The following is a 26,596-nucleotide window of genomic DNA, read 5'->3' as shown; positions in this document are numbered from 1 at the left end:
GCGTAGGGTCATGCCCCCTCTTTACCCCAAGGCCGCATATCGGTCAAGTCTGGGGTCAGGCTTGCCTAGGCCCACCTCCCCCGAGATGAGGGTAAGGTCAAAAGCCTCCCCTAGGCCGGCCCCGAAGAGCTTTTCCCGCTGTAGGTCCGGCACCCCGTTGGTGAGGAGGACCAGGAGGGCTCCCCTCGCCCTCAAGGCCCCCAGGAACTCCGGTACCTCGGGGAAGAGGGGATAGCGGCGCCTTTCCCGAAAAAAGGCCTCCGCCAACTCCCGGGCGCGCTCCTCAGGACCGCCCAGCTCCCTTAAGGCCTCCCGGAAGACCCTTTCCCGAAAGGGCCAGGCCCATTCCCCCAAGGCCTCCAGCCCCGGGGTGGAGTAACGGGCCCAAAGGGCCTCCAGGGCCGAGTGGCCGATGCCCTCGGCCCAGGGGTAAAAGGGAGCCTGCCGGAAGAACTCCTCCGCCTTCCGCCGCACCCCCTCGGGAAGCCCTTCCACCCCCACTTCCCGACCCAGCCCCTCCAACACCTCCTCGCTCACCCGGTGGTCCACAAGAAGGGTATCGTCCAGATCCAAAAGCCAAAGCCGCATAGGCCTCCGTCAGGGATGTCCTTCCGGGGGAAGCCCCCGTACCAAGACCGGGTTCTCCCCCGGGTCAAAGAGGAGGAGGTGTTCCCCTGCCTCGCGGAAGGGAAGGCCATACTTGGAAAGGCGAAGCTTTTCGTGCTCCAGGTTCTCCACGAAAAACACCAGGCGGCCTTCCTCCACCCCCACCCGGGCGAAGCCGTGCCCCTCGGGCCGGGGGCGGTTGGGCCCCGGCTCCACTCCCCCGCTTCCCGGGCGCAGGAGGAGAAGGGGGCCCTCGAGGGGGGCCAAAAGGGCCTCCCTTTCCGGGATCAGCTCCTCGAGGGCCAGCCCCAGGGCCTGGTAGAAGCTCACGCCCTGACCCAGGTCCGGCACGTACACCACAAGGGTTTCGCTCATAGGCTCCTTAGAAACCGCCGCAAACCCTCCTCGTCCGCCACGGGGTGCAAAAGGGCCAGATCCTCCGGGGCGATCTCCCCGTGGGCCCTGAGGAGGGAAAACCAGTAAGGATCCACCGCCAGGGGCCGGCCCAGGCCCCGCCGCAGGTAGAGGAGGTTCCAGGCCAGCACCAGTTCCGCCAGGGTACCTACCCCCCCGGGAAGGGCCAGATACCCTGCCCCCAGGTCCAAAAGCCGCCCGATCCGCTCGGGCAAGGAGGAGGCGGGAAGTTCCAAGTCCACATAGGGGCTTGGTCCCTTGCGTTCGGGGAAAAGGGCGGGGGCCGTAACCCCCACCACCATGCCCCCCTTGGCCTTTACCCCCCGGGCCAGGGCCTCCATTCCCCCCTGGTACCCCCCGCAGGCCAGGCCAAAGCCCTCCTCCGCCATAACCTCCCCGTAACGGACCAGCCGAGCATAAAGGGGGTCGTCTTGGGAAAGGCGCGAGGAGACGAAAACGCTAACCAGGCGCATCTTGGGGGCAAGGGAAGGCTAGCGGCAGCGCACCACCAAAACCGGAATCCCCACCCGGTGCAAGACCCCCTCGGTCACCGAGCCCAAGAGGAGCTTGTCCAGCCCGGTGCGCCCATGGGTGCCCATGACCAAAAGGTCAAACCCCTTGGCCGCCTCCACGATGGTGGGCACCGGCACCCCTTCCTTCACCTCCCCCGTGGCCTCCACCCCCTTTTCCTGGGCCAGGTTAAGGGCCTTGGCGATGGCCTCCTCCCCCGCCTTCTTCAGGTCTTCCAGAAGCTCCAGGCCGTAGGGAACGCTCTCTGGGGCGATCCAGATGGCCTGGGCGGGGTTCTCCAGCACGTAAAGGAAGTGGACCTTGGCCCCCAGGGCCTTGGCCAGGGAAAGGCCATGCTCCAGGGCCTGCAGGCTACAGGGGCTTCCATCCGTGGGCATCAGGATGCTTTTGTACATGGCTCGCCTCCTTCGCCCTCATCATACCGGGTCGTAAACTTAGGGCCATGTGGATTTACGGGAGGAATCCGGTCCTCGAGGCCCTGAAGGAGGGCCGGGTGCGGCGGGTCCTGGTGGCCAGGGGGGTGGAAGCCTGGCTTCTGAGGGAGCTGGAGAGGTTGGGTGCAGACTACACCCTGGTGCCCCGCATTGAGCTGGACACCCTCCTTAAGACCACCCACCACCAGGGCCTGGCGGCGGAAGTGGAGGAACCCCGTTACGCCTCCTTGGAGGAGGCCTTCTCCCTGGCGGAAGCCCGGGGGGAGATGCCCCTTCTGGTCTTCCTAGACGGCATCACCGACCCCAGGAACTACGGGGCCATGATCCGGAGCGCCCTGGCCTTAGGGGCCCACGGGGTGGTGTCCGAGGAGCGCCGCAGCGCCCCCCTTTCCCCCTTGGCCCTGAAGGCCAGCGCCGGGGCCGCCCTGAAGCTTCCCGTGGTGAAGGTGAAAAACCTCCCCCGGGCCCTCGAGGCGGTAAAGGAACGGGGGCTTTGGGTGTACGGCCTGGACGTAAGGGGAGAAAAGACCCCAAGGGAGCTGGACTTCCAAAGGCCCCTGGCCCTGGTCTTGGGCTCGGAAGGGGAGGGCATGCGCCGCCTGGTAAGGGAAAGCTGCGATGAGCTTTTCCGCATCCCCATGCGGCAAGAGGCCGAGTCCCTGAACGCCTCCGTGGCCTTGGGTATAGCCCTGTACGCGGTGGCCTTGGGCCGGGGTGTAGGATAGGGGCGTGGACTGGGTACGGCTTCTTTCCCGCCTCATCCAGGCGGAAAGCCTTCCGGGGCAGGAAGGGGAGGCCGCGGGTTTGATCCTCGAGGCCCTGAAGGGAATGGGACTCCCCGCCATCCTGGACGAGGCGGGAAACGTGGAGGCCCTGCTGGGGGAAAAGGAGCCCGAGGTGGTCCTGACCGGCCACCTGGACGTGGTACCCGTGGGGGACCCCAGCCACTGGCCCTACCCCCAAGGGGCCGTGGCCCAGGAGGCCGTCTGGGGCCGGGGGGCAGTGGACATGAAAGGCCCTTTGGTGGCCATGCTCCTGGCCCTGGAGGCCCTTTCCCAAGGGCCCTTGAAGGGGCGGGTGCGCTTCTTGGCCACGGTGCAGGAGGAGGTGGGAGGCCTGGGAAGCCGCTACGCGGCGGAAAGGCTTGCCCCCTTGGCCTTTATCCTAGGGGAACCCTCGGGAAGAAGGCTCATGCGGGGCCACCGGGGCCGGGCTGAGGTCTGGGCTGACTTTGAGGGGGAGGAGGCCCACGCCGCCCTTTCAGGTCCGGAAAACCCCCTCTATGCCCTGGGGGAGTACCTCCTAGCCCTACGGGACCTTCCCCTGCCCCCTAACCTCAAGCCCACCCCCACCCGGGTGGACACCTACCCCGGGGCCAGCAACCAGACCCCGGGGGTGGTGCGCCTGTACCTGGACGTGCGCTACGAACCCGAGGCCGACTTGGAAGCCTTCTTGGAAAAGCTCAAAGCCCTTGGGGATGCCTCCCTTTACATCCCCGAGGAGGAGAGGGCCTCGGGGGAGGTGCGCCTCGTCATCCCTGCCCTCTGGCCCCCCTACCGCCTGCCCGAGGATCATCCTTTGCTCCTCGCCGCCCTCGAGGCCTTGGGCCAGGGGAAGGCGGGCCTTTGGCCCTTCACCACCGATGCTCCCTACCTGGGGGCCAAAGCCCCGGTGTTGGGCTATGGCCCTGGGGACCCCGCCCTGGCCCACACCCCCAGGGAGCACATCCCCTTAAGGGAGGTGGAAAGAGCCGCCCACGACTATGTGCGCCTGGTGGAGGCCCTATGGAACGCCGTCTGATGGCCGGCACCCCCTACCGCAAGCTCCTCACCGCCCCCCGGCCCGTGGCCGAGGGGGTAAAGGTGAGGCTCGAGGCCCGGGGCATCCCCGTGGTCCTGGAAACCCCCTTTTCCGACCTCCCCGAGGCCGCCCTCGGCACCTACATGGGGGACGTGAACCTTTGGGTGCCCGAGGCCCTCTTAGGGGAAGCCGAAGCCCTGCTAGAGGAGGGAATCCCATGAGGGTGGTGGGCCTGGACCTGGGGGGCACCAAGATCGCCGCCGGGGTGTTTGACGGGGAGAAGCTTCTTTCCAAGGTGGTCCTCCCCACCCCCGAGGAAGGCGGGATAGCGGTGGTAAAGGCCCTGGCTGAGGCTACCCAAAGGGTGGAGGCGGAAGCCGGAACCCCGGGGGTAGCCATTGGCCTCGGCACCCCAGGGCCCTTGGACTTCAAGGAAGGGGTGATCCGTTTCACCCCCAATATCCGGGGCCTGGTGAACTTCCCCATCCGTCGCCTCCTGGAGGAGGCCACGGGGAGGCCCGTGTACCTGGAAAACGACGCCAACGCCGCTGCCTTGGCCGAGCACCACCTGGGGGCGGCCAGGGGGGAGGCCAGTTCCCTTTTTCTCACCGTTTCCACCGGCATCGGGGGCGGGGTGGTCTTGGGGGGACGGGTCTTAAGGGGGGAGAGGGGGCAAGGGGGGGAGCTGGGGCATATCACCCTGCTTCCCGGAGGACCCCTATGCGGCTGTGGGCTGGAGGGGTGCCTCGAGGCCCTGGCCGCCGGCCGGGCCTTGGAGCGGGAAGCCTCCTACGCCTATAACCGACGCGTGGACACCAAGGAGCTTTTCCAGCTTTTTCTGGAGGGAGAGCCCAAGGCCAAGCGCATCCTGCTCCAGGCGGCCCGCTACGTGGGTACGGGCCTCGCCAGCCTGGTGAAGGCCTTTGACCCCGGGGTGGTGGTGCTGGGGGGCGGCCTGGCCCTAAACGCTCCCCTGGCGTACTGGGAAGCCTTAGAGGAGGCCTACCGGCACTACCTCTCGGGTTGGGAGGTGCCCCCCTTGCGCCGGGCCCTCCTGGGGGGGGAGGCCGGGCTTTTGGGTGCGGCCCTCACCGCCTATCTGGAGGTAGGGAATGGAAGCAGGTAAGGTTCTCCTCTTCATTGGCCTTGCCCTAGCCCTCTTAGGCCTTCTCCTCCTCTACGCTCCCAAGCTATTCTCCTGGTTCGGCCACCTGCCAGGGGACATCCACATAGAGCGGGAGGGGCTAAGGGTGTACATCCCCCTTACCTCCACGCTCCTCCTATCCCTGTTCCTCACCCTTCTCCTGAATCTAATCCAGTTACTCCGCCGCTAGCCGGTAGGCCTGCCCTCTACCTGGCCGGGGTCTATGGGCCTGCAAGGCGAACTCCGCCACCCCCTGTCCCCAGAAGCGCAGGCGCAAAGGACCTGGTCCCACCCACAACCGGTAATCCAAATCCCGGTCTAACCGGAGGTAGGCTTTTTGCCCCGCGTTAATCACCTCCAGGAAAAGGCCGAAACCCTCCTCCGGGGTATAGGCCTCCCCCAGGATCCTCAAAAGGAGTTCCTCCTCCAACGCCGCCAAGGCCAGAAGGGCCTCGCTTTCCGGCTCCAGCAAGGTGACGCCAAAACCCTTTTCCGTAAGGAAAACCCCCTCCCTATCCCCTGGCAGAAGGGCCTGTTCCCGCCCAGGGTCGCAGGCCTCTGGCCTCCAATACCATCCCCCAGGAACCTGGGAGGCCGCCTCCTCGAGGCCCCCCGCCCAAGGAACTGGCACCCGTTCCCCCAAGGCCCTGCGATGCCAGGCCTCCTTCTGCCGCTTTCCCGCCAGCATCAAGGCTGTGGCCGCCCGCTCATGGAGTTCCCTTCGCCGCCCTGGAGGAAGGCTAAGGTAAAGAAGGCGCTGCTCCACCCCGCTGGCGAAACGGTACCCATCCCGGTAAACCAGCCATCCCTTCCGCTCCAGCTCCTCTATGTAGGGCAAGGCACCCAAGGCGTCCAAAACCTCTTCGGGAATAGCCCCCTGGGTTACCGAAAGCCGCTCCAGGGCCAGGCGGGCCGCCTCGCTCAAGTAACACATCTGCAAGCGCAGCTGGGCCAAGGGCCTTTGGGGAAGGGCGGAGCAGGAAAGCCACTCGGGCATCCATTCCGGCTGCCCCCCAGCCCCGAAATAGGCCCGAGCGGCCTCCTGAAAAGGAATCTGGGCCAACGGGCCCTTTCTCGCCTCGGGCCAGCTGATGGGCCCCAGGTCCACCACCCGGATCCGCTCCGCCGGGTAATGGGCCCTCAGTTCCAGGAAGAACTTGGGTTCCTCCCCAGGGTCCAGCCTCACGACCAAAAAGGCCTTGGACCGAAGGGCTTCCCTCAGGGAAGCTTGGGAATAGGGTGGCTCCAGGTAAACCAAGCCCTCGGGACGGAAGATTTCGTGGAAGGAAAGCCCCAGGACCCGGGCCAGCTCCCGGGCTAGCTCCCTCTGGCCCGCGCCCAAGCGTCCACGCAGGACTAAGAGAAAGGGAGGGCGTAGGGACGCTAACTCTGAAAGAAGCTCCCCGCGAGAATAACCGCTGACGGCATCCTGGTAACGGGCCCGGACCTCTACAACCCACTCCTCCAGGTCGCCAACCTCCTCCAAACCCCCCAAGGCCTCTCCTGGCCCCTGGACTTCCAGGCGAATCCAGGAAGGCAAGGCCAAGGGATCCTGCCCGCCAGGAAACACCTTCCGCCCCAAGGCCTGATTCAAGCGGAAAAGCTCTACCCGAAGGTTTTGCAGGCCTGCCCCATGCCGATAGAGCAGGTCCGCCAGGCGCACCCTCGAGGTGGGCCCCTCGAGCGCCAGGTAGTAGAGCAGGACCAGGCCCTTACGGGAAAGGCGGACCTCGGTGCCCTGAGGGGAAACCAGCTTCGCCGGCCCGTAAAGGAAAAGAACGTAAAGGGGATCGTTAAGTGGCCGTTTCAAACCGTTACCTGCCTCTCCTTTACCCTAGCACAACTCCCCCTTTCCCGCTAGGAGAAGCCCTTTCAACCGGTAACGTCCAGGTAACGCCCCCTTCGGTACCGTGAGGGCGTCCTGAGAGGCCACCACCTCGAGGGGCAGATTCGGAGGGATATATGCGCAAAGGCATTTTGGTAGCAGTATTGGCTCTAGCACCCCTGGCCCTGGCCCAGGCCCCCACGGTGGCTCCCACCAAGGGCAACGGCCCTGACGCCTACGCCAAGGGCGCGGACTCGGCCTCCGTGAACCAGACCATCGAGCTCATCCTGCCCAAGGCCACGGCCCTGCACCTGGACGTGACCACCCTGACCTTTGACCTGACGGGGTTGGACGGGGCCAGCTGGCCCAACTCCACCCCGGACTTCGGCGGGCAGATGGTCTGCGTCTATGGGCTTTCCGACCAGGATAGGAAGACCCAACTGGGAAATAACTTCTACAACCAGGTGCAGACCCTCCCCTTGGGCACCAGCTACGGGGTGGCCCAGTGGCCCAACATCACCATCAACGGCGGCGGTGCGGTGACCGCTTATCCCCCCATCAAGCTGGATAATAACGGGGAACTCGTCCCTGGCAGCAAGAACTACTTCGTCTGCTACCGCACCTTCATCCTGCAGAAGTTCTCCAACGGGAAGCAGTGGCACCTGACCGTGAACCGCAACGACCCCGAAGGCGCCCAAGGGATCCAGCACCTTTACATCCAGGATAACCCCTGCGATACCTTCGGCGCGGCTACGGGGCTTTACGAGCTTCCCAACGGGGCCAACCTGGAACTGGTACCCCGCACCCTGCAGGCCGGTCCCACGGGAACCCGCTCCGGCAACAACCCCGAGCGGTGCGGATACAAGAGCTGGCTGGATGACCTGGTGGTGGTGGCCGTCAAGGTCAACAGCGACCTCTGGGGCAAGAGCACCGCGAACCTTACCTACACCTTAGCGACCACGGCTTGGTAAGCGAACCCGAAGGCCTGGCCCTAGGGCCAGGCCTTCACCCTATGGGTGAACCATGAAGCGAATCTTTCCCTTCCTCCTAAGCCTGGCCCTCGGCGCCCTGGCCCAGAGCACCCTAGGCGTGGAACCCCCCGTCCTCCTCAAGGAGGCCAAACCGGGAGAAACCCTTACCCAAACCCTTACCGTCTACAACGTGGGTACCCGCCCGGTGCGGGTCCGGGCCAGCCTGGGGGACTGGACCTACGATCCCATGGGAAAGATCCAGTTCCTGCCCACGGGCTCCCTAAAGGAAAGCGCAAGCTCTTGGGCCACCTTCTCCCCGGCGGAGTTCCTGCTGGAACCCAAGCAAAACCGCCCCCTCACCTATACCCTCACCGTGCCCAAAGAGGCCCCACCTGGCACCCACTGGGGCATCCTCTTTCTGGAATCCGAAGACCCCAACCCGCCCCCAGGGGTACCCTTGGCCACCTTCCGGGTACGCATGGCCCATGTCTTCTATGTGAACATACCCCCTCTGAAAACCGGCGGGCGCATCACCGGCATCGTACCTAGCCCTCCCCAGTCCCCCAAGGACCCTTATCGCTTTGCCATCCAGTACCAAAACACCGGCAACACCGCCCAAAAACTCTCCGGACGCTTTGAAGTCCGGGACGCGGCGGGACGGAAGGCGGCGGAGGTGGAGATAGAGGAGGTGGTGGTCCTTCCAGGCCAGGTACGCATCCTCCCTGTAATCCTGGTGGGTCCTCTACCCGTGGGAAGCTACACCGCCTTGGCCATCCTTAACTACGGCGATCCCGGGAAGGACGTGGCCGCCGATCTGCCCTTCGCCCTGCGCACCCCCCTGGCCGCACCCCCCGCGCCCCCCAGCGAAGAAGGGGAAAAAGGAGGCACCCCATGAGAACTTGGTTAACCGCCATGGTCCTGTTCCTGGCCCCGGCCCTGGCCCAGGCCACCTGGATCGTCCAGACCCTGATCCCCGAAACCATCGCCCTCCGCACCCCCACCACCCAGATCGCCTTTGAGCTTCAGGATTACCCCCCCAAGGCCTTTCCAGCCACCTACCCCGCCAGCAACCTGGAAGGGGGTATTCTACCGGTCCAGGTCTTTTCCAACGCCCCCGGGGTGTGGAGCCTACTTCTCCAGATACCTGATCTGAAGGACCCAAACGGAGTTTTGCTTCTACCCGCTAAACAAGTCCTCTACCGGGTAAACGGGGGGCTTTGGCTAAGGGCCGACGGTACCCCGCAGATCATCTACACCCAATCGGGCCCTACCGGGGACTGGTTGGAAATCCGCCTGGAGTTTGCCCTAGAGCTTTTGGGCAACGAGCGGGCGGGGAGCTACGTGGTCCAGGCCCTGGTCACCGCTTTGAGGCAGCCTTGAGATGAGACGTTTTCTGGCCCTTTTCCCCCTCCTCCTGGGCCTGGCCTGGGGCCAGGTGCGCTTCCTTCCCTCTCCGAGCCTTGCCGGTGTCCCGGGGGACTACCTCACCCTAAGCCTTAGGGTGGAAGGAAGAGGGCCGGTTCGCTTCCGCCTCTTTCCTCCGGAGGGCTGGCAAGCCCTTTCCCAAGAAAGGCAAGCGGTGTTGGAGGGCCAGGAGGAAACCCTAAGCTTCACCCTCCGGGTACCCCCTTTACCCGCAGGCACCCAGGGGAAAGCCCAGGTGGTGGCCTTTGAAGGAGAAAGGGAGATCGCCAGGACCGAGGTGGTGCTAAAGGTGTTACCCCTGATCCAACTGGCCCTGGCCGCCCCCACCATCCTCGAGGCCGACCTGGGAGGGCCCTTTGAGTTCCCGGTTTACGTCAGCAACCGTTCTAACCAAGGGGAAGAAGTGTTCCTAGAGGCGGAAGCCGCCATGTTCCAGGTATTCCTAAACCCGTCGGGCCTGAGCCTGGCCCCCGGGGAGACGGGTGTGGTAAGGGTCCTGGTGGCCCCTAAGGGGCAGATTTCCGCCGGCTACCGCTTCTACATGAAGCTTAGAGCCACTCCCAAAACCCAGCCCGGGGCCCGAAAGGAGGCTGGGGTCATCGTGCTCTTCAAGGACCCCCTAACCGCCAGCGGCCCCAGGGGGCGGGACCCTGAACTTACCGTGGGCCTGGGCCTGGCCTTAAGCCTGGGGGCTTCTTTGGAGCGTGGCCAGCTCCGGGGCCAGGTGAGCTACCTCCTCTTACCCAGCTTAAGCGGGGCCCTTTCGGACTACGTGACCGCCACTGCCGGCACGGGCCCCTTTACCGGGGACCTGCAAGACCCCTGGCGCCCACCCCAGACCCTGACGCTAAGCCTTAAGGGGGAAGGCTGGGAGGCCCGGGCCCAGGGGGGACAAGGGAGTTTCGGCCTGGCAAGCACCTTCCGCCTGGATCCAGCCCGGGTGAGCCTCGAGGGCACCTATCGCCAAGGAGCCCTAGGCCTTCGGGCCAGCGCGGTGAGCCTGGATAAAAGCCTAGACTTGCAAGGAGCCCTCTCCACGCAAACCGCCCCTACAGGCCGCCAGGACAACCTTAGCCTGCGCTACCGCCTGCCCCTGGAAGGGGGCCTTAGCCTGGGCCTGGGCACCGACCTCAGCGGCCAGACTGGGGAGGCCTACCGCCTCTCCTTTGGCCTGAGCCAAAGCCTCACCTGGCAGACCCAAGACCTGGAACTGGTGCAAAGCTATGGCGGCGTGCCCCTTGGGGGCCTCCACACCCTGGGGCTGGCGGGAGGCACGCGGAGCCTTTACCCTTTGGGCCTTCGCGGAAGCACCAGCCTCCAGCTGGGGCCCAGCCAGGGGCTTTGGCAAAACCAGCTCACCCTTTATGCCCAGGCGGCGGCCGGGGCCTTTGTGAGCCTCACGGGAAGCTACCGGCAACAAGGGGAAAGCCGGGGGTATGGCCTGGCCCCCAGCCTCAGCACCGCCTTTGGCGAACCCGGGGTGTACAGCGGAAGCCTAAGCCTAGGCTACGGCCTACATCGGCGGCTTTCCGGAGAGGCGCCGGAGAACCAAACCTACCAGGCCAGCCTTACCCTGGGCACCCGCGACCTCAGCCTGTCCGGATATTTCCGCTACCTCTTTCAAGAGGATCCCCTTTTGGAAGGGGGCGTAATCCTCCGGCTGGCCCTGGAGGGAGGGAGCCTCGAGGGGCAGTATCTGACCAAGCGGGGCACGAACAAGGACCTCACCCTTTACGGGGCCGCCTGGAACCAGCTCTGGCCTGGAAGCCTGCAAAGCCGCCTCTCTTACGAGCATCGCCTAGAAGAGGGTTTAAGCCAGCGCTTTGGCCTTTCCCTTGCCCAGCGGAACTTTTTGCAGCCCGGTCTCTCCTTGGGAGCCTCCTATACCCTCATTCTGCAAGGTGGGGAAGCCCGCCACGCCTTTGGCCTCAACCTGGCCTACACCCAAACCCTCACCTTCACCACCCCCAAAGAGGTGGTGGACCTCTTCGGCGGCCGCAAGGGGGGCGAGATCGTGGGCCGGGCCTTCCGAGATGAAAACCTGAACGGGCGGCTGGATCCAGGCGAGGCTCCCTTGGCCGGGTTAAAGGTCTGCCTAGGAAAGACCTGTGAAACCACCGACGCCGAGGGCCACTACCGTCTTTTCACCGCTGCCGGGGAAGGCGTCCTCTACTTCGGCAACCTTCCCGCCACCTTGGCCCTACTGGGGGAGGAACGCATCCAGGTAGCCATAAACACCCGGGTGGACAAAGACCTACCCTTCGCCCCCGCCACCACCTTAGCCGTCCAGGTGCTGGACGGGGATAGCGAAAAGGGCCTGGCCTTCGCCGGGGTTTGCGCCGAAGGACTGGTGCAGCGGTGTACCCGGGCCGACGCCAATGGGCGCGCCCTTATCAGCGGGCTTTTCCGCGGGGAATACCGGGTCTATCCCGATGCCCGCTACCTGCCTGAGGGCTACCGAAAAGGGGAAGCTACCCAGGTTCAGGTGGACCCTAGCGCACCTCCTAAAGCCATCCAAGTGGTGGCCAAACCCCCCAGGCGGGAGGTGGAGGTAACCTACACCGCAGACCGCCTGAGCCTGGTGGCCACCGCCGATCCTTCCACCCCCATCGCCGGGGCCGAGGTGGAGATCAAGGCCCTGGTCCAAGGCGAAGCCCAGCAGGTCTTCCTGGACCTGCCCTCAGGGCCGGTGGCCTTGGCCCACCAGGAGGGCAACTACTACGCCACCCGGATCCGCTTGCCCTTATCCCCCGGGTTTCATACCCTGACCGTTAGGGCCAAGGGGCAGGAGGAAGTTGAAGCCCCCTTGTTTCTTCAGGTGGTGCCTGGCTCCCTCTATAGCCCCAGTTCCCTGGAGGGTCCTAAGGTAACGATCACCCTTCGCTTCCGGGCTAACCAAGTAGCCCTCACGAATAAAAGCCAAAGCTTCGCCTTAAAGAGCGAGGATGGCTACACCTGGACCGGGGAGGTACCCTTAGACCCTGGTCACCACACCCTTTTGGTGCTGGCCGATGGAGAAGGGCTGGGTGAGGTGGGCCTGGCCATCCCTTCGGAAAGCGCAAGCCATTGAAGTAGAAGGATTCGGAAAGGAGTGGTTAGTATGCGGCATTGGTACGCGGTTCTTTTAGCAGTAGGGCTCCTTGGCGCCTGCTCCCAGGCTCCCCAAGGCGTAAAGCCCCAGGTGGCCGTTGGCGCCTCGGTGACCGTGGAAAAAACGGCGGTACCCGAGTTCAAGCGCACCTACCGCTGGACCATTGAGAAGAAGGTGACGGATCCAGCAGGCGGAGCCCTTACCCTGGCTCCAGGGCAGTCCTACCTGGTCAAGTACGCGGTCTCCCTGGTGGGCACCCCTACGGACTCGGACTTCAAGGTGAAGGGGACGGTCACCATAAGGAACACGGGCGGGGTGGACGTCACCTTGCAAACCCTCAGCGATACCCTTTCCACAGGAGAAAGCCTCGCCCTCAACTGTGGGGTCACCTTCCCCTACACCCTACCCGCAGGCCAAGCCCTAAGCTGCACCTACAGCCAAAACCTGCCCAACGGGCAAAGCCGCACCAACACCGCCACGGTGAGTTGGAGCGGCGGCGGGGAAAGCGGCACCGCCTCAGGCCAGGCCAGCTTCGCTTTTACCACGCCCAGCGCGGTGGTGGATGGTAGCGTCACCGTAAGCGACCCTTCAGCCACGCCGGTCAGCGCCATTAGCGGCATCTCTCCCGAGGGCGTCATCTCCCAGACCTACTTCTTTGAGCGTTGGGTTAAGTTTGACGCCTGCGGGGAGTACCAGGTGGACAACACCGCCACCTTCACCACCAACACCACCCAGACTCAAGGCTCCGCCTCGGCCTCCCTTAACGTTAGCGTTCCCTGCGCCGGAAGCTGTACCCTTACCCAGGGCTATTGGAAGACCCATTCCACCTACGGTCCCGCCCCCTACGACAACACCTGGGCCAAGATAGGTGAGGGCACCCCCTTCTTCCTGTCCGGCCAAAGCTATTACCAGGTTCTTTGGACCTCTCCCAAGGGGAACGCCTACTACATCCTGGCCCACCAGTACATCGCCGCCAAGCTGAACATCCTCAACGGGGCCTCCACCACCCTTGCTGTGGATGCGGCTATGGCCTGGGCGGAAAGCTTCTTCAACAGTTACAAGCCGAGCGATTCCCTGGACAAGGCCACCTCCAACCAGGCCAAGGGCTACGCCGCTACCCTGGATAGCTACAACAACGGCCTCATAGGCCCTGGTCATTGCTCGGAGTAAAACCTTCCCCCCGGAGAGCTAAAAGCTCTCCGGGGAGCTAAAGGAGGTAGCATGAAAAGAATCCCTTGGCTCCTGCTTCTCGCCCTCGTAGCCTGCTCGGCTCCTCAAGGCATCAAGACCACGGGGAAGTTGCGCATTCAAAGCATCCAGCCCGACGTGGTGTCCGGGTGTACCGTGCGGGCAGGGGACTGGATGGCCCTTAAGGGCAACACCTTCGGCACACAAGCGGAGTGGGATGCCGGTACCAACCATGCCCTATTCCCCCCGGATCCGGGTTTGCCCGCGGAAAACCCCGAGATCACCCAGGCCCAGAATCCCGCCACCTTGATGTTCCGCGTGCCGCTAGGAGCCCAAAGCGGCCTTCTGCGGATCCACGTGGAAGGGGTAGGGGATGCGGAAATCCCCATCGCGGTGGAACAAGTAGCCCCCCAGGTGGCGGTGCCGGGCTGCGAGGTCCCTGCCCCACCCCAAAACCCCGAGTAACGAGATCCTGGCTAAGCCCCCCTGTCCTGGCAGGGGGGTTTCACTTGAGGTGACTTAGGAACTCCTCCCGGGTCTTCCCACTTTCCCGGAAAACCCCCAGCATGGCACTGGTGGTGGTGCGGGAGTGCTGCTTTTCCACCCCCCGCATCATCATGCAGAGGTGAACCCCCTCCACCACCACGCCCACGCCCTGGGGCTCTAAGACCTCCTGGATGGCCTCGGCGATCTGCACCGCTAGGCGCTCTTGCACCTGAAGCCTCCTGGCGAACATGTCCACGATGCGGGCGAACTTGGAAAGCCCTAGGATCTTCCCGTTGGGAATGTAGCCGATGTGCACCTGGCCAAAGAAGGGCAAGAGATGGTGCTCGCACATGGAGTAGAACTCTATGCCCTTCACCACCACCATCTCACTTCCCTCGGCGGGAAATACGGCTTCGTTCACGATAGCCTTCAGATCCTGCCGGTAACCCCGGGTGAGGAAGGCCCAGGCCTTGGCCACCCGCTCAGGGGTTTTAACGAGACCTTGACGGGAAGGGTCCTCACCGATCACCTGGAGCCACTCCGCAGCAAGGCGCTGCAAGCGCTCCAAATCCATTTCCGTTTCAAAGGCCAGGCCGGTTTCCTCTATCTCCACCATCTTGCGTTCCATCTTGTCACCCTGACTCCCTAGCCTATGTAGCCCCGGGCTCACTCGGGGGAGAGAAAACCCTCCTCCACCAAGGGGAGGGCCTCCTCCGGGCCCAGGGGAAAACCTTGGGAGGCCCGCCTCAGGACCTCGAGGACCTCCTTTCGGCTGCGCTTCAGGCGAAGGTGCAGTTCGCTAAAGGGGTTCAGGGCATCCTGGCCCCGCAGGGTGAGGCGGTAGCGCCTCGGAAGGTCCACGGGGGAAAGCCCCTGGCGGTAGCGCTCGGCCAGCGCCCGATACCGGGGGGCATTCCCCGGAGGCTCCGCCGCCCCTTTAATGCGGGCCGGGACCCCCACGGCCAGCTTCCCTTCGGGAACCTCCATTCCGGGAGGGACCACCGCCCCTGCCCCCACCACGGCATTCTTCCCCACCCTGGCCCCGTTCAACACCACCGCCCCCATACCGATCAGGGCTCCTTCCTCCACCACCGCCCCATGGACCACCGCCCGGTGGCCCACGGTCACCTCCGGGCCCAAAAGGCAGGGGAAACCCGGATCGGCATGGAGAACCGCCCCATCCTGGACGTTGCTCCCCGGGCCCACCACCACCCGCTCCAAGTCCCCTCGGACCACGGCGGCGAACCAGATGGAAGCCCCCTCCCCCACCTCCACCTCCCCCACCACATAGGCCCCGGGAGCGATGAAGGCGGTGGGGTGCACCTTGGGAAGCTTGTCCTCAAAGCGGTAAACGCTCAAGGGCCACCTCCAAAAGGCGCAGGTCCTCGGGGAAAGAGAGGAGGGACCTGGCTTCTTCGGGGCTAAACCATCCCAGCCCGCTCATGCCCTTTTCCAGGCGGGGCTCCCCCTCCCCCCGCATGAGAAACCAGTGTATTTCCCGCTCCACCCCCTTGGGGTTCACGTACCGGGTGGGGAAAAGGGGAGCGAGGACCTCGGCCCTGATCCCGGTTTCCTCCAGGACCTCCCGCACCGCCGCCTCCTCCAAGGACTCCCCCGGCTCCAAATGCCCTTTGGGGAAGACCCAGAAGCCCATGCGGTCCCGCAGGAGAAGCACCTCTCCCTTCTCGTTGAAGACCACACCCCCCGCTCCTAGCTCCACGGGTACCTCCTCTTGAGGTGGCTCAAGGTGCCCTCGTCCACCTCCGGACCTCCCTGGTAGCGCTCCTCAAGGTTCTCCATGCCGATCAGGGCAAGGAAAGCTTGCTCCGTGGTCTGGTCGAACTCCCCGTGCACCTCTCCCGCATAAAGCCCCAGGCTCCGGAGCACCCCCTGCAACCACCGCACCTCTTCCGGGGTCAAGGGGCGGCGCTCCTTGGGCCTTTCAAAGAGAAGGCGGTGCAGGGAAAGCAGGCGGAAAAGCTCCCCCACCGGCTCTGAATGATCGTCGGCCCGAAGGTCGATGTACCGGTCCCAAAACCCTCCGTACCCTTTACCCTCCCCCACCACCAAAAGGGCGGCGGATTGTTTGCCCCTTTTATCCCCTCCTGCTTCCTCACCAGCCTTCAAGGCCAAAAGAAGCCTTTCAGGAAAAGGGGTCCTTTCCTCCCGCAGGAAGGTTTCCACCATGGCCTCCACCACCTGAGGGCCGGCCAGAAGGTTGCCCTGGGCGGCAAAGCCCTTCCCTGCCCTTCCCCCAGCCCAAGGATGACACTCCGCCCCCGTAAAGCTGAGGGCCTCACCCCTGACGCTCACCAGGCCAAACTGGCGCTTTTCCAGACCGGGATCGGTGCGGCGGAAAGCCTCCAAGACCCCTTCCGGGCTCGCCCCCTGTTGCAAAAGGGTAAGGCCCTGGGGCCCAAAGCGGGGGTTGGCGTAGGACTGGGTGGCGATAGCCCCCACCCCTGCCCGGGCGAAGGGAACCACTGAGCCCACCGCCAAAAACTTGCTGGCCACGGCCACGCCCAGGTCCCCGGTTTCCGGGTCCTGGGCTACCAGGGAAAAAGTGGCCACCACCATGCCCCTATCCTACGCGCCCCCGCATGGTAGAGTGGGGGGATTGGGTGCGCCCATGGAGATTAGAAATATTGCCATCATTGCCCACGTGGACCACGGGAAAACCACCTTGGTGGACACCATGCTTCGCCAGGCCAAGGCCTTGGCCAAGGATGAGGGGGAGCGGATCCTGGACTCGGGCGACCTGGAGAAGGAGCGGGGCATCACCATCCTGGCCAAGAATACGGCCGTGGTCTGGGATGGGGTGAAGATCAACATCGTGGACACCCCCGGCCATGCGGACTTTGGCGGGGAGGTGGAGCGGGCCCTTTCCCTGGTGGACGGGGTGCTCCTTTTGGTGGATGCCGCCGAAGGCCCCATGCCCCAGACCCGCTTCGTCCTAAGGAAGGCCCTAGAGGCTGGGCTCAAGCCCCTCGTGGTCCTCAACAAGGTGGACAAGAAGGAAGCCCGCCCCGATGAGGTCTTAAACCTCACCTTTGACCTGATGGTGGAGCTGGGGGCCACGGAGGAGCAGTTGGACTTTCCCTACCTCTACGCCATCGGCCGGGATGGCCGGGCCTGGCGGGAGGAACCCAAAGAGGATCTCTCCGAGCTTTTCCAAACCATCCTCGAGCACATCCCCTCGCCCCGGTGGGAGGAGGGGCCGTTCCAGCTTCTGGTGGCCAACCTGGACCACTCCCCCTACCTGGGGCGCATCGCCATCGGTAAGGTGGCCCGGGGCCGGGTGCGCAAGGGGGAAAACATAGCCATCTTGAAAGAGGGCGAAACCCTCTCCGCCAAGGTGGTGGCGGTCTACACCCACCAGGGCCTGGAGCGGGTGGAGGTGGCGGAGAGCCTGCCTGGGGACATCGTGGCCCTGGCGGGGGTGGAAGGGGTGGAGATCGGGGATACCCTGTCCGACCCCCAGACCCGGGAGGCCCTTCCCCGCCTGAAGGTGGACGAGCCCACCGTGGCCCTCACCCTCACCGCCAACACCTCCCCTTTTGCCGGACGGGAAGGGGTGCACGTGACCGGCCAGAAGCTAAAGGAGCGCCTCCTTAATGAGCTCCGCACCAACGTGGCCCTCCAGGTGGAGGAAGTCGCCCCCGAGGTCTTTGAGCTTCGGGGCCGGGGAGAGCTCCACCTGGCCATCCTCCTGGAAAGCATGCGCCGGGAGGGATACGAGTTCAGCGTGGGCCAGCCCCGGGTGCTCACCAGGGAGGGCCTCGAGCCCTACGAGCTTCTGGTGATAGAGGTGCCTCAGGACCGCTTCGGCAGCGTCATGGAGGCCCTGGGGGTCCGCCGGGCAGAAATGCTTCACATGGAGGTGGGCGAGCGGGTAAGGGCGGAGTTCGTGGTACCGGCCCGGGCGCTTTTTGGCTTCCGCAGCCTTTTCCTTTCCCTCACCGGAGGGGAGGGGCTTTTGAGCCACACCTTCCACGGCTTCGGCCCCGAGGCGGGTCCCATCCCTACCCGCACCACGGGAAGCGCTGTGGCCATGGAAGCGGGGGTGGCCACCGCCTATAGCCTCAACCGCCTGCAGGAGCGGGTGCAGTTCTTCATTGAGCCAGGCACCGAGGTCTACGTCGGCATGATCGTGGGGGAGCACGTGCGGGAAAAGGACCTGGAGGTGAACGTCACCACCGCCAAAAAGCTCACCAACATCCGGGCCGCAGGCTCGGACGAGAACATCCGCCTGGTGCCCCCAAGGCGGCTTTCCCTGGAGGAAGCCCTGGAGTTCCTAGCCGAGGACGAGCTTTTGGAGGTCACCCCCAAGAGCCTACGCCTGCGCAAGAAGGTGCTGGACCCTTCGCAACGCAAACGCCTGGTGGGGAAATAAGAGGGGGCCGGGTCTAGGACCCCGGCCCCCTATCCCCATTGGCCTTACTCCTCTTCCCGCTCCCCGTAGGTTTCCAGGGCTTCCTGCCACGCCTGGCTGATCTCCTTGGCCTGTTCCATCTTGACCTCCCTGAGCCTAAGGGTAGGGAACCGGAGGCCCAAACGGCCCAAGGTAAAGGGGAAACCGGTACACCTCATAGGCGGTGTAGCCCGCGCTCCCTACACCGAAGTCAGGTTTGGAGAAGGGTTTCCGCCTCGAGGCGGGCCAGCACCCTTTCCAGGCTTCCCCCCTGCCAACGCTCCACGGCGTAGGCCGAAAGGGGAAAGCCCTCCTTCAGTCGCCTAAGAAGCCCGGCAGCATCCTCGGGCCGGCTTCCCTGAAGGACCAGAAGGTATCCCCCTGAAAGCTGGAAAGCCAAATCCCCCCGCCGAAGCTCCTTCTGAAGGCGCTCAGGAGGCGCCGAGGTGGAAAGGTACACCAACACCAAAGGACGCCGTAAGGCCAGGCCCTCTAAAGCCCCCGCCAATCGGCGAAGGTCCTCTGGGGTACCCACGCCCCCTAAGGCCGGCAAAAGGGGCGCCTCCTGTCCCGTACCCAAGAAGAAGGCTACCCCCAAGGCCAGGGCCCCCAGGACCCCTCCTAAGGCGGTGTATTCCCGAGCCTCCCCATACTGTACCCAACCCCAACCGGTAAGGGCCAAAGCCCCTTCCAAAGCTAACTGGAAAGCCAAAAGCCCAATACCCAAGACCAAGAAAAACTGCACCCGAAAAGCCACGGGGAAACGGGAAAAGAGGCTTGCAGAAGCCGCCAAAAGGAGGGCGGAAAGGATAAGCCCAAACCCTCTTCCCACCTGACCCAAGGGTTCCGCCAAGGCTAAAGGGGTAAGCCCAAGGAGAAAAAGGACCCAGGGCAACAGGAAAAGCCAGCGCATGCTCCCTCCGAGCTTACCATGCCCCCCTTACCCCAGCCTTAACATCAAGAGGATGGAGCCCCTGGCGGAACGGTTACGGCCCCGCTCCTTGGACGAGGTCCTGGGCCAGCCCCACCTCACCGGGCCCCGGGGGCTTTTGAGGCGGATGCTGGAGGGGAAAAGGCTTTCCTCCATGGTCCTCTTCGGCCCCCCGGGCACGGGCAAGACCACCCTGGCCCAGATCCTGGCCCAGGGGGTAGGCAAGCCCTTCCTTAGGCTTTCCGCGGTGGAGGCTGGGCTTAGGGAGATAAGGGCGGTGGTGGAAAGGGCCCGGAGGGAAGGAAGCCTAGTCCTTTTCCTGGACGAGGTGCACCGCTTCAACCGGGCCCAGCAGGACGCCCTCCTGCCCCATCTGGAGTCGGGCCTCCTCACCCTGGTGGGGGCCACCGCAGAAAACCCCGCCTTTGAGCTCACCCCCGCCCTCCGCTCCCGCCTGCGCTTCTTCCCCTTAAGGCCCCTTTCCGAGGAGGACCTCCTCTCCCTCCTCAAAAGGGCCCTCACGGACCCCAGGGGATTGCCAGGGACCCCCTTTGAGGAGGGAGCCCTCCACCTCCTGGCCCAGGCGGCCGCAGGCGACGCCCGCTTCGCCCTCCACACCCTGGAGCTGGCCGCCTCCTTGGGAGAGGTAAGCGTAAGGACCGTACGGGAAGCCCTGGGCGCCGAGCGCTTCGCCATGGACAAGGGCGGGGACAGGTTTTACGACCTGGTCTCCGCCCTCCACAAAAGCCTGAGGGGAAGCCATGTGGACGCTTCCCTTTACTATCTGGCCCGGCTTCTTAAGGCTGGGGCCGACCCCCTCTACCTGGCACGCCGTCTTATCCGGGTGGCGGTGGAGGATGTGGGCCTGGCAGACCCCTTGGCCCTGCGCCTGGCGGTAGCGGCCAAGGAGGCCTACGAGGCCCTGGGAAGCCCGGAAGGGGAGCTAGCCCTGGTGGAGGCCACCGTTTACCTGGCCCTGGCCCCCAAGTCCAATAGCCTTTACACCGCCTGGAGGAAAGCGGAGGAGGTAGCCCAGAGCCATCCTCACGCTCCCGTGCCCCTCCATCTGAGGAACGCTCCCACCGGTTTGCAGAAGGCCCTTGGCCACGGCAAAGGCTATGCCTATTACCACGAGGATAAGGAGGGAAGCTTTGCCCAAGCCTACCTGCCTGAGGGCCTGGAAGGCCTCCTTCTCTTTGAGGCCACAGGGGAGGGCTGGGAGGAACGGGTGCGGGAGAGGCTTAAGGCCCTTAGGGAGAGATTCCGAAGGTGAGGCCCAAGGCCACGTAAGGCCCCTGGTGCAAGCGGCTATAATCCCAACCCATCTGGCAATAGCCACAGGGGCCGTAACCCACCTCCACGGCCCAGCCCTCCCCCCAGTAGCCCAGGCTCACCTGGAAGGCAAGGTCGGTACGGGAACGGTATTGATCCCTATTGCCCAACGCGTGTAGGCGAGGAGAGAGGTAGAAGCCATCCATACCCAAGATCAGACCTAGATCTACGTCCCCAAACCAAGCGTCCGATTCTGGGAGAAAGCTGACGCCGCCATCCAAGCTCAACCCTGGGGCCAGTTTGAGCTTTCCCCCCACCCTAATGCTCCACTGGATGGAGAAGTTAAACTCCCACGTTCCATCCCCTCCGGCGTATCCCAGGTAGGGTACGGCCCAGACCGGATACTGGCCGTGGCCGTAGGGATTTGGGAAAACACTGCCTCCCACCGTGAAAACCTGCCCCCGCACCGGATCCGGCGGGCGAAGCACAGCTATAGGGGCACACCCTGCCACACACAGGATCAAAGCCACCAAGACCCGCATACCTGCCCCCTAAAGACGCACGGCCGCGGAAACCACGAAAAGCACTGCCCCCCCTTGGGCATGGAAGAGCACGCTCCCCTCTCCTAAGAACCCCTCCTCGGCATAGCCTAAGGTAGCCTGGTAGAGAAGGCCCGACACCCTCGTATTCTGGGACTGGAATCCAATCCAGTGCACCCTAGGAGAAAGGTAGACACCCCCTAGCCCTAGCAAAAGCCCAGCATCCAGGGCCAGGGGCACCGCATCCCCCCCCAGCACGGGAGGCAAGGTCAGGCCCATATCTAAGGAAAGCCCAGGGGCCAAGGCCTGTTTGATCCCCGCCCTGAAGCCCATCTGAACGGAAAAGCTATACTCGGTCTGGCCGTTGCCCTCGGCGTAGGCAGCATAGGGAAGAAGGGCCACACCCCCTTCCAGCCCCACTGCACTCAAGCCCAAGGCTAGACTCCTTCCGGAAACCGGCTCCGGAGTGCGCAAAACCGCAACCGGCAGACAGCCGGCCAACGCCAGGGCCAAGACCACCAACAGGACCCGCATGGCTTGCACCCCCTTAGCCCTCAGGATAGCACGTTAGCCCTTAAGCCCCTCCTCAAAGGTGGCGACCACCCGCCTCTCAAAGAGCAAATAGAGAAGGGCGATGGGAAGCACCGAGAAGAGGGCAGCGGCAGAAAGAAGGCCCCAGTCCGTGGGGTATTTGCGCTGCAGGTCCGTAAGCCAGGTCTGAAGGGTCCAAAACCTTGGATCAGAAACCATCACCCGGGGGTAGAGGACCAGGTTCCAATGGGCAGCGAAGGCCAAGACCCCAGCCGCCACCAAGGTGGGCCGCACCAAGGGGAAAAGGATCTGGAAAAGAAGCACCCGGTGCCCCGCCCCATCCAGCCGGGCTGCCTCCAAAAGTTCCTCGGGTACCGCCCGCATGGCCTGGTAGACCAGGTAGATGACGAAGGGGCTAGCGGCAAAGGGTAGGGCCAGGGCAAGGGCGGTATCCAAAAGGGAAAGCCCTCTGAGAATGCCATAGAGGGGTACCAAAAGGAGCTCGGCGGGTACGGCCATAAGCACCAGGTAAAAGGGCAAAAGCCCAAGCCCAGCCCTCAAAGCGTAAGCCGCCAAAAGGGCCGTGAGGAGCTGAAGGAGGACCACCCCTCCAGAAAGCATCATGGAAAAGAAAAGCCGGCTCCAAAACCCTTCTTTCGCCAAGCCCCGCACGTTCTCCAGGCTAAAACCCACCTTTGAGAACAGTTCCCCCGAGTACACGGCTTCCTTGGGCATGAAAGCAGCGTAGGCCATCCAGAGGAAGGGAAGGAGGACGAAAAGGAGAACCAAAAAGACCAAAAGATGCCCTAAAGCCCGGCCCACGCCACCAATATAGCTTGTTTATGATGCTCCCATGCGACCCCTTTCCGGCATCAAGGTGCTGGACCTTTCCCGGGTGCTGGCAGGCCCCCTTTGCACCATGATCCTGGCCGACCTAGGGGCCGAGGTCATCAAGGTGGAACCCCCCTGGGGGGACGAAACCCGGGGGTGGGGACCTCCTTTTGTCCAGGGGGAAAGTGCCTACTTCCTCTCCGTGAACCGAGGAAAGCGGAGTTTGGCCTTGGACTTGAAAACCCCAGAGGGCCAGGAGGTGGTGCGGAGGCTAGCCCAAGGCGCCGATGTCTTGGTGGAGAACTTCAAAACCGGGGACCTGAAGCGCTACCGTCTGGATTACGAAAGCCTTAAAGAGCTAAACCCCCGCCTGGTCTACCTTTCCATCACCGGTTTCGGCCACACGGGACCCAGGGCCCAGGAACCCGGGTACGACGCCGCCTTGCAGGGCTATACCGGCATCATGTCCGTCACCGGGGAGCCAGCGGGCCCCCCCATGAAGGTGGGGGTGGCCTGGATTGACGTGATGACGGGCATGATGGGAGCGGTGGCCGTGCTTGCCGCCCTTTTGGAGCGGGAAAGAAGCGGCCTCGGCCAGCACATAGACCTTTCTCTTTTTGACGTGGGCCTCTTCGCCCTGGCCAACCTGGGGGAAAGCTACCTCCTCACGGGAAAGCCCCCTAAGCGCCTGGGCAACGCCCACGCCCAGATCGTGCCCTATGGGGCCTTTCCCGCCGCAGACGGCTGGCTGGTTTTAGCGGTGGGGAACGACGAGCAGTTTGCCCGGCTTTGCCAGGTTCTGGACTTACCCGACCTCTTAAAGCGGTTCCCCACCAACCCCCAAAGGGTGGAGGCCCGGGAGGAAGTAGTGGAAGCCCTGTTTGCCGTTCTCCGGACCCAGCCCCGGGCCTACTGGCTCCAAAGGTGCAAGGAGGCAGGCATCCCCGCCGCTCCCGTCAACGACTTGGCCGAGGCCTTCCAAGATCCCCAGGCCCAGGCCCGGGGGGCCATCTGGACCCTTTCCCACCCCCTTTTGGGCCTTTTGCCCACCCTGGCCAACCCCTTGCGCTTTCTCTCCCGCACCCCCGCAAAACCCTCCCTACCCCCGCCCCTTTTGGGAGAGCACACGGAAGAGGTGTTAAGGAAAGCCGGGTACGCCCCCGAAGAAGTGGCCCGGCTTGTGGAAAAGGGGGTGGTCCGTACGGCGCCTCAAAGAAAAGGGTGAGTAAAACACCCGTTCCCAAGGGGCTTGACGCGTTTAAACCCGGCGCCCAGCAACTCCGAGACCTTGTGGATAACCCTGTGGATAACTGCCCCCGGCTACCCAGCGGCACCCGACCCGTGGCGCTTAGGGCTGCTTCCTTCCGGACCTGACCCGGTTCACGCCCGGACCGTCGCGCTGGACCGGGGGCTTGGGTAGTATAGCACCCATGGATGCCCTAAGGCTAGAGGGCTTGGGCAAACGCTACGGGAGGAAGCCCATTCTGGAAAACGTAAGTCTAGCCGTGCGCCCCGGGGAGGTCTATGCCCTAGCCGGGCCCAACGGCTCGGGAAAGACCACCTTGATCCGCCTGGTCACAGGCCTGGCCTTTCCCACGGCAGGCCGGGCCCTCCTTTTGGGGGAGGATGTGCACCAGAATCCCCAAGCCCGGCGCCACCTAGGGGCGGTGGTGGAGGCCCCCGCCGCCTTCTACCCCTACCTCACGGGCCGGGAGAACCTGAGGATGCAGGCGTACTTGGCAGGGATTAAGGACGAAGGCCGCATCAGCGAGGTGCTGGCCCGGCTTAGGCTGCTTGCCGTGGCCGACCAGAAGGTGGGTAGCTACTCCCTAGGCCAAAGGCAGCGCTTGGGCCTGGCGGCGGCCATCCTGCACCACCCCAAGGTACTGGTCCTGGATGAACCCACCAGCGGCCTGGACCCCGAAGGGGTGGAGCTGGTCCATGGCCTCCTCGAGGAGCTAGCCCAGGAAGGAGTGGCGGTCCTTCTCTCCACCCACCACCTGCAGGAGGTAAGCCGCTACGCCCACAAGGTGGGCATCCTGGGCGGGGGCAGGCTCTTGGACGAGGTGCGCCTCGAGGGGCGCGAGATCTTTCGCCTGGAGGCCGAGCCCTTGGAGGGTGCCCTGGCCCTCCTCAGAACCCTGCCTGGGATTACCCATCCCCACCTGCAAGGAAAGGTCATTCTCTTTGAGGGGAACCCGGAGGAAGCCCTTAGGGTCCTCCTCCGGGAAGGCTACCGGGTCAAGGCCTTGCACCCTCAAGGGTTTGACCTGATGGCCTACTACCAAGAGAGGGTGAAGCATGTTTAGGCTTGTGATATTTGAACTCTTTAAGCTCTTCCGTCTGCGCTCTGTAGGGCTTGGCCTTTTGGCCGCTTTCCTTCTCCCCTTTCTCTGGGCCTTGGCCCCAGGGCTTAAGGAGGTCTACGGCCTGGTCCTGGCCTCGGGCTGGCAGGTGGTCTCCCTAAGCCTCCTGGCGGGGATGGAGTTCCTCTTTCCCTTCTTGGTGGTCATGGCCGCCAGCGAATCCTTGGGTAGCGAGATAAGCCAGGGTACCCTAAAAAGCCTTCTCCTAAGGCCCCTTCCCCGGACCGCCCTGCTCCTGGCCAAGCTCCTGGCGGTACTCCTCTACCCCTTTGCCCTCCTCGGCGCAAGCTTCCTGGGAAGCCTCCTGGCGGGCCTACCCCATGGGCTAGGTGGTTTCTATGGGGGCACGGGGCTCGGACAAGGGGGGTTTGCCGGCGCGGGCTTCCTGAGCGCCCAGCAGGCCCTAGGCGAGCTCCTCCACGCCCATCTTTTGGCGGGGGTGGTCCTATTGCCCCTCGCTGCCTTGGCCCTCCTTTACGCCACCATTTTCCTCTCCACCACGGCCAGCGCCTTGGCGGCGGTGGCCACGCTTCTTCTCATGCGGCTTCTGGTGGCCTTCCCCGCCCTTACCCCCTTTCTCCTCACCACCTACCTGGACCTGCACCTGAGGCCCCAGGCCGCCGGGCTTGGGCTTCCCCTCCTCTTTATCTACACCCTGGGCTTTGCCTTTCTGGCCGCTTTGGTCTTCGAACGCAAGGACCTCTAGGGGGCCAGGGGATGGGGTTCAGGAACCCCCACGAAGCGTCCCTTTTCCACCACGGGTTTTCCGTCCAAAAGAAGGCTTCCTTCCCGCAAGGAAAGCACCAGGTCCCAGTGGAGGACACTTTGGTTCTTCCCGCCCGTTTCCGGATAGCTCCGTCCCAGGGCCAGGTGCACGGTACCCCCCATCTTCTCGTCCAGGAGGATGAGGCCCGTGGGGCGGGTGAGGCCGAAGTTGGTGCCAATGCCCACCTCGCCAAGCCGCCTGGCCCCCTCATCCGTGGCCAGGGCCGCCCGCAGGTACTCTTCCCCCACCTCCGCCCGGGCCTCCACCACTTCGCCCCTCTGGAAGCGCAGGTAGACCCCTTCCACCCGCCTTCCCCCCACGAAGGCGGGCAGGTTGAAGCGCACCTCGCCCTCGGCGGAGTCCTCCAGGGGGCCGGTAAACACCTCTCCCGAGGGCATGTTGCGCCGGCCATCGGAGTTGATCCACCGCCTGCCCGCCACGGAAAGCCTTAGGTCCGTGCCCGGTGCCAGGAGGCGAAGCTCCTCTCCTTGGGCCAGCCTCTGGATTAAGGCCTCTTGGAAGCGGGAAAGGGCTTTCCAAGCGGCCACGGGGTCTTCCCGGTCCAGGAACAAGGCCCTTTGCAAGTACTCCCGGAACTCCTCCGTGCCCATCCCCGCCCCCACCGCGTAGCCCACCGTGGGGTAGAGGGTGAGGGCCCAGGGCTTTTTTAAGCGGAGCTCGGCAAGCGGCTGCCAGGCCCGCTGGTGCCTGAGGGAAAGCCCGGGGTCCAGGGAGGCTACCTCCAGGGGGTTTTCCGCGGAAAGGATGCGCAGGAACTTGTCCGCCTTTTCATAAAGAGCGCGCTCCACCTCCGGTATCCTCTCCAGCCAAGCCCCCCCGTGGAGGAGGAAATCCCGCCCTTCCCCCGGGTAGCCGATGCGGAAAAGAGGGTAGGCCCCCCGCCCTAGGAAGGCCCTTTTCAAGTGGGGCAGGAGGGGCAAGGCTGGAAGTTCCGCCTCCACCAAAATGGCCTCTCCTTCCTGGGCCTCGAGGCAGTACGCCGCCAAGAGTTCCGCGAACCTGGCTTCCACCCT

At 64.3% G+C, this 26,596-nt stretch carries 28 protein-coding genes, 1 other RNA gene and 1 pseudogene; 16 read left to right on the top strand and 14 right to left on the bottom strand.

Annotated elements, in window-relative coordinates:
* Positions 1–33: 33 nt before the first annotated feature.
* From L0D16_RS07065 to L0D16_RS07050, 4 genes and pseudogenes are all read right to left on the bottom strand, one after another.
* Positions 34–588: pseudogene (locus L0D16_RS07065) on the bottom strand (HAD family hydrolase); the annotation flags it as partial.
* 9 nt (positions 589–597) lie between these two features.
* Positions 598–981: a VOC family protein gene (locus L0D16_RS07060; RefSeq protein ID WP_243030837.1), complete on the bottom strand. Its 384-nt coding sequence runs from the start codon at positions 979–981 to the stop codon at positions 598–600.
* The gene (locus L0D16_RS07055) at positions 978–1,493 is read right to left on the bottom strand and encodes an LOG family protein (RefSeq protein WP_243030836.1); all 516 of its coding nucleotides are present in this window, start codon (positions 1,491–1,493) and stop codon (positions 978–980) included. The genes L0D16_RS07060 and L0D16_RS07055 overlap by 4 nt, the downstream gene beginning before the upstream one ends.
* Positions 1,494–1,511: 18 nt before the next feature.
* Positions 1,512–1,946, bottom strand: coding sequence for a universal stress protein (locus L0D16_RS07050; RefSeq protein ID WP_243030835.1), 435 nt, complete (start codon positions 1,944–1,946; stop codon positions 1,512–1,514).
* A gap of 47 nt (positions 1,947–1,993) precedes the next feature.
* Between L0D16_RS07050 and rlmB the strand changes: the two genes are divergently transcribed.
* From rlmB to L0D16_RS07025, 5 genes are read left to right on the top strand one after another with little or no spacing between them, the layout of a single operon-like run.
* Entirely contained in the window at positions 1,994–2,710 is a 717-nt protein-coding gene (gene rlmB, locus L0D16_RS07045) for a 23S rRNA (guanosine(2251)-2'-O)-methyltransferase RlmB (protein ID WP_243030834.1), read from the top strand.
* Positions 2,711–2,714: 4 nt separating this feature from the next.
* A complete protein-coding gene (locus tag L0D16_RS07040; RefSeq protein WP_243030833.1) occupies positions 2,715–3,785 on the top strand; it encodes a M20 family metallopeptidase in 1,071 nt (356 codons plus the stop codon).
* Entirely contained in the window at positions 3,770–4,006 is a 237-nt protein-coding gene (locus tag L0D16_RS07035; RefSeq protein WP_243030832.1) for a putative signal transducing protein, read from the top strand. The genes L0D16_RS07040 and L0D16_RS07035 overlap by 16 nt, the downstream gene beginning before the upstream one ends.
* A complete protein-coding gene (locus L0D16_RS07030) occupies positions 4,003–4,911 on the top strand; it encodes a glucokinase (protein ID WP_243030831.1) in 909 nt (302 codons plus the stop codon). Before L0D16_RS07035 ends, L0D16_RS07030 begins: the two co-directional genes overlap by 4 nt.
* A complete protein-coding gene (locus L0D16_RS07025) occupies positions 4,898–5,119 on the top strand; it encodes a DUF2905 family protein (RefSeq protein ID WP_243030830.1) in 222 nt (73 codons plus the stop codon). Before L0D16_RS07030 ends, L0D16_RS07025 begins: the two co-directional genes overlap by 14 nt.
* Here the strand turns inward: L0D16_RS07025 and L0D16_RS07020 are convergent.
* Entirely contained in the window at positions 5,105–6,739 is a 1,635-nt protein-coding gene (locus tag L0D16_RS07020) for a hypothetical protein (protein WP_243030829.1), read from the bottom strand. The genes L0D16_RS07025 and L0D16_RS07020 overlap by 15 nt on opposite strands.
* Positions 6,740–6,891: 152 nt before the next feature.
* Here L0D16_RS07020 and L0D16_RS07015 point away from each other — a divergent pair, with 152 nt between their 5' ends.
* Genes L0D16_RS07015 through L0D16_RS06990 form a run of 6 tightly spaced genes read left to right on the top strand, consistent with a single transcriptional unit; the run spans position 6,892 to position 13,894 of the window.
* Positions 6,892–7,725 carry a hypothetical protein gene (locus tag L0D16_RS07015; RefSeq protein ID WP_243030828.1) on the top strand — a complete coding sequence of 278 codons (834 nt, stop codon included), beginning with the start codon at positions 6,892–6,894 and terminating at the stop codon, positions 7,723–7,725.
* Positions 7,726–7,777: 52 nt separating this feature from the next.
* Entirely contained in the window at positions 7,778–8,620 is an 843-nt protein-coding gene (locus L0D16_RS07010) for a DUF916 domain-containing protein (RefSeq protein WP_243030827.1), read from the top strand.
* Positions 8,617–9,105, top strand: coding sequence for a hypothetical protein (locus tag L0D16_RS07005; protein ID WP_243030826.1), 489 nt, complete (start codon positions 8,617–8,619; stop codon positions 9,103–9,105). Before L0D16_RS07010 ends, L0D16_RS07005 begins: the two co-directional genes overlap by 4 nt.
* 1 nt (position 9,106) lies before the next feature.
* Entirely contained in the window at positions 9,107–12,220 is a 3,114-nt protein-coding gene (locus tag L0D16_RS07000) for a hypothetical protein (protein ID WP_243030825.1), read from the top strand.
* 30 nt (positions 12,221–12,250) lie between these two features.
* Positions 12,251–13,411 carry a hypothetical protein gene (locus tag L0D16_RS06995; RefSeq protein ID WP_243030824.1) on the top strand — a complete coding sequence of 387 codons (1,161 nt, stop codon included), beginning with the start codon at positions 12,251–12,253 and terminating at the stop codon, positions 13,409–13,411.
* Positions 13,412–13,462: 51 nt separating this feature from the next.
* Positions 13,463–13,894: a hypothetical protein gene (locus tag L0D16_RS06990; protein WP_243030823.1), complete on the top strand. Its 432-nt coding sequence runs from the start codon at positions 13,463–13,465 to the stop codon at positions 13,892–13,894.
* 40 nt (positions 13,895–13,934) lie between these two features.
* Here the strand turns inward: L0D16_RS06990 and folE are convergent, their stop codons facing one another.
* The 4 genes from folE to L0D16_RS06970 are packed head-to-tail and all read right to left on the bottom strand — an operon-like array spanning position 13,935 to position 16,492.
* The gene (gene folE / locus L0D16_RS06985; RefSeq protein ID WP_243028053.1) at positions 13,935–14,543 is read right to left on the bottom strand and encodes a GTP cyclohydrolase I FolE; all 609 of its coding nucleotides are present in this window, start codon (positions 14,541–14,543) and stop codon (positions 13,935–13,937) included.
* 38 nt (positions 14,544–14,581) lie between these two features.
* Positions 14,582–15,274: a gamma carbonic anhydrase family protein gene (locus L0D16_RS06980; protein ID WP_243030822.1), complete on the bottom strand. Its 693-nt coding sequence runs from the start codon at positions 15,272–15,274 to the stop codon at positions 14,582–14,584.
* Complete coding sequence (locus L0D16_RS06975; RefSeq protein ID WP_243030821.1) at positions 15,255–15,635, bottom strand: NUDIX hydrolase; 381 nt, start codon at positions 15,633–15,635, stop codon at positions 15,255–15,257. Before L0D16_RS06975 ends, L0D16_RS06980 begins: the two co-directional genes overlap by 20 nt.
* Positions 15,626–16,492: a DUF1028 domain-containing protein gene (locus L0D16_RS06970; protein ID WP_243030820.1), complete on the bottom strand. Its 867-nt coding sequence runs from the start codon at positions 16,490–16,492 to the stop codon at positions 15,626–15,628. The genes L0D16_RS06975 and L0D16_RS06970 overlap by 10 nt, the downstream gene beginning before the upstream one ends.
* Positions 16,493–16,544: 52 nt before the next feature.
* Between L0D16_RS06970 and typA the strand changes: the two genes are divergently transcribed.
* Positions 16,545–18,308 (top strand): translational GTPase TypA, encoded by a 1,764-nt coding sequence (typA, locus tag L0D16_RS06965; protein ID WP_243030819.1) that lies wholly within the window; start codon positions 16,545–16,547, stop codon positions 18,306–18,308.
* Between the two features lie 229 nt (positions 18,309–18,537).
* Here typA and L0D16_RS06960 read toward each other — a convergent pair whose 3' ends face one another.
* Positions 18,538–19,239, bottom strand: a complete 702-nt coding sequence (locus tag L0D16_RS06960) for a hypothetical protein (RefSeq protein WP_243030818.1) — start codon at positions 19,237–19,239, stop codon at positions 18,538–18,540.
* Positions 19,240–19,282: 43 nt separating this feature from the next.
* Here L0D16_RS06960 and L0D16_RS06955 point away from each other — a divergent pair, with 43 nt between their 5' ends.
* The gene (locus L0D16_RS06955) at positions 19,283–20,530 is read left to right on the top strand and encodes a replication-associated recombination protein A (protein ID WP_243030839.1); all 1,248 of its coding nucleotides are present in this window, start codon (positions 19,283–19,285) and stop codon (positions 20,528–20,530) included.
* 550 nt (positions 20,531–21,080) lie between these two features.
* On the opposite strand, the gene L0D16_RS06950 is transcribed toward L0D16_RS06955, so the two are convergent.
* Entirely contained in the window at positions 21,081–21,602 is a 522-nt protein-coding gene (locus tag L0D16_RS06950) for a hypothetical protein (protein WP_243030817.1), read from the bottom strand.
* A gap of 33 nt (positions 21,603–21,635) precedes the next feature.
* On the bottom strand, positions 21,636–22,421 hold the full coding sequence (locus L0D16_RS06945; protein ID WP_243030816.1) for a carbohydrate ABC transporter permease: 786 nt from the start codon (positions 22,419–22,421) through the stop codon (positions 21,636–21,638).
* A gap of 31 nt (positions 22,422–22,452) precedes the next feature.
* Here L0D16_RS06945 and L0D16_RS06940 point away from each other — a divergent pair, with 31 nt between their 5' ends.
* Positions 22,453–23,655 (top strand): CaiB/BaiF CoA transferase family protein, encoded by a 1,203-nt coding sequence (locus L0D16_RS06940; protein ID WP_243030815.1) that lies wholly within the window; start codon positions 22,453–22,455, stop codon positions 23,653–23,655.
* An 85-nt stretch (positions 23,656–23,740) separates the two neighbouring features.
* Here the strand turns inward: L0D16_RS06940 and ffs are convergent.
* Positions 23,741–23,841, bottom strand: an RNA gene (gene ffs, locus L0D16_RS06935) — signal recognition particle sRNA small type.
* 19 nt (positions 23,842–23,860) lie between these two features.
* Between ffs and L0D16_RS06930 the strand changes: the two genes are divergently transcribed.
* Both L0D16_RS06930 and L0D16_RS06925 read left to right on the top strand, forming a co-directional pair.
* Entirely contained in the window at positions 23,861–24,739 is an 879-nt protein-coding gene (locus tag L0D16_RS06930) for an ABC transporter ATP-binding protein (RefSeq protein ID WP_243030814.1), read from the top strand.
* Entirely contained in the window at positions 24,732–25,502 is a 771-nt protein-coding gene (locus L0D16_RS06925; RefSeq protein WP_243030813.1) for an ABC transporter permease, read from the top strand. The genes L0D16_RS06930 and L0D16_RS06925 overlap by 8 nt, the downstream gene beginning before the upstream one ends.
* Here L0D16_RS06925 and L0D16_RS06920 read toward each other — a convergent pair.
* A complete protein-coding gene (locus L0D16_RS06920; RefSeq protein WP_243030812.1) occupies positions 25,499–26,593 on the bottom strand; it encodes an aminopeptidase in 1,095 nt (364 codons plus the stop codon). The genes L0D16_RS06925 and L0D16_RS06920 overlap by 4 nt on opposite strands.
* Between the last annotated feature and the right edge of the window lie 3 nt (positions 26,594–26,596).

The sequence above is a fragment of the Thermus altitudinis genome, assembly GCF_022760835.1.
GTDB lineage: Bacteria > Deinococcota > Deinococci > Deinococcales > Thermaceae > Thermus > Thermus altitudinis.
Note: the sequence above shows the minus strand (reverse complement) of the source record. Positions and strands in the feature narration are given on the sequence as shown.

What these genes read in the sequence shown, in the direction of transcription:
- L0D16_RS07060 (WP_243030837.1), bottom strand. Translation starts at nt 981, where the DNA reads ATGAGCGAAACCCTTGTGGTGTACGTGCCGGACCTGGGTCAGGGCGTG.
- L0D16_RS07055 (WP_243030836.1), bottom strand. Translation starts at nt 1,493, where the DNA reads ATGCGCCTGGTTAGCGTTTTCGTCTCCTCGCGCCTTTCCCAAGACGAC.
- L0D16_RS07050 (WP_243030835.1), bottom strand. Translation starts at nt 1,946, where the DNA reads ATGTACAAAAGCATCCTGATGCCCACGGATGGAAGCCCCTGTAGCCTG.
- rlmB (WP_243030834.1), top strand. Translation starts at nt 1,994, where the DNA reads ATGTGGATTTACGGGAGGAATCCGGTCCTCGAGGCCCTGAAGGAGGGC.
- L0D16_RS07035 (WP_243030832.1), top strand. Translation starts at nt 3,770, where the DNA reads ATGGAACGCCGTCTGATGGCCGGCACCCCCTACCGCAAGCTCCTCACC.
- L0D16_RS07030 (WP_243030831.1), top strand. Translation starts at nt 4,003, where the DNA reads ATGAGGGTGGTGGGCCTGGACCTGGGGGGCACCAAGATCGCCGCCGGG.
- L0D16_RS07025 (WP_243030830.1), top strand. Translation starts at nt 4,898, where the DNA reads ATGGAAGCAGGTAAGGTTCTCCTCTTCATTGGCCTTGCCCTAGCCCTC.
- L0D16_RS07015 (WP_243030828.1), top strand. Translation starts at nt 6,892, where the DNA reads ATGCGCAAAGGCATTTTGGTAGCAGTATTGGCTCTAGCACCCCTGGCC.
- L0D16_RS07010 (WP_243030827.1), top strand. Translation starts at nt 7,778, where the DNA reads ATGAAGCGAATCTTTCCCTTCCTCCTAAGCCTGGCCCTCGGCGCCCTG.
- L0D16_RS07005 (WP_243030826.1), top strand. Translation starts at nt 8,617, where the DNA reads ATGAGAACTTGGTTAACCGCCATGGTCCTGTTCCTGGCCCCGGCCCTG.
- L0D16_RS07000 (WP_243030825.1), top strand. Translation starts at nt 9,107, where the DNA reads ATGAGACGTTTTCTGGCCCTTTTCCCCCTCCTCCTGGGCCTGGCCTGG.
- L0D16_RS06995 (WP_243030824.1), top strand. Translation starts at nt 12,251, where the DNA reads ATGCGGCATTGGTACGCGGTTCTTTTAGCAGTAGGGCTCCTTGGCGCC.
- L0D16_RS06990 (WP_243030823.1), top strand. Translation starts at nt 13,463, where the DNA reads ATGAAAAGAATCCCTTGGCTCCTGCTTCTCGCCCTCGTAGCCTGCTCG.
- folE (WP_243028053.1), bottom strand. Translation starts at nt 14,543, where the DNA reads ATGGAACGCAAGATGGTGGAGATAGAGGAAACCGGCCTGGCCTTTGAA.
- L0D16_RS06970 (WP_243030820.1), bottom strand. Translation starts at nt 16,492, where the DNA reads ATGGTGGTGGCCACTTTTTCCCTGGTAGCCCAGGACCCGGAAACCGGG.
- typA (WP_243030819.1), top strand. Translation starts at nt 16,545, where the DNA reads ATGGAGATTAGAAATATTGCCATCATTGCCCACGTGGACCACGGGAAA.
- L0D16_RS06960 (WP_243030818.1), bottom strand. Translation starts at nt 19,239, where the DNA reads ATGCGCTGGCTTTTCCTGTTGCCCTGGGTCCTTTTTCTCCTTGGGCTT.
- L0D16_RS06950 (WP_243030817.1), bottom strand. Translation starts at nt 21,602, where the DNA reads ATGCGGGTCCTGTTGGTGGTCTTGGCCCTGGCGTTGGCCGGCTGTCTG.
- L0D16_RS06940 (WP_243030815.1), top strand. Translation starts at nt 22,453, where the DNA reads ATGCGACCCCTTTCCGGCATCAAGGTGCTGGACCTTTCCCGGGTGCTG.
- L0D16_RS06930 (WP_243030814.1), top strand. Translation starts at nt 23,861, where the DNA reads ATGGATGCCCTAAGGCTAGAGGGCTTGGGCAAACGCTACGGGAGGAAG.
- L0D16_RS06925 (WP_243030813.1), top strand. Translation starts at nt 24,732, where the DNA reads ATGTTTAGGCTTGTGATATTTGAACTCTTTAAGCTCTTCCGTCTGCGC.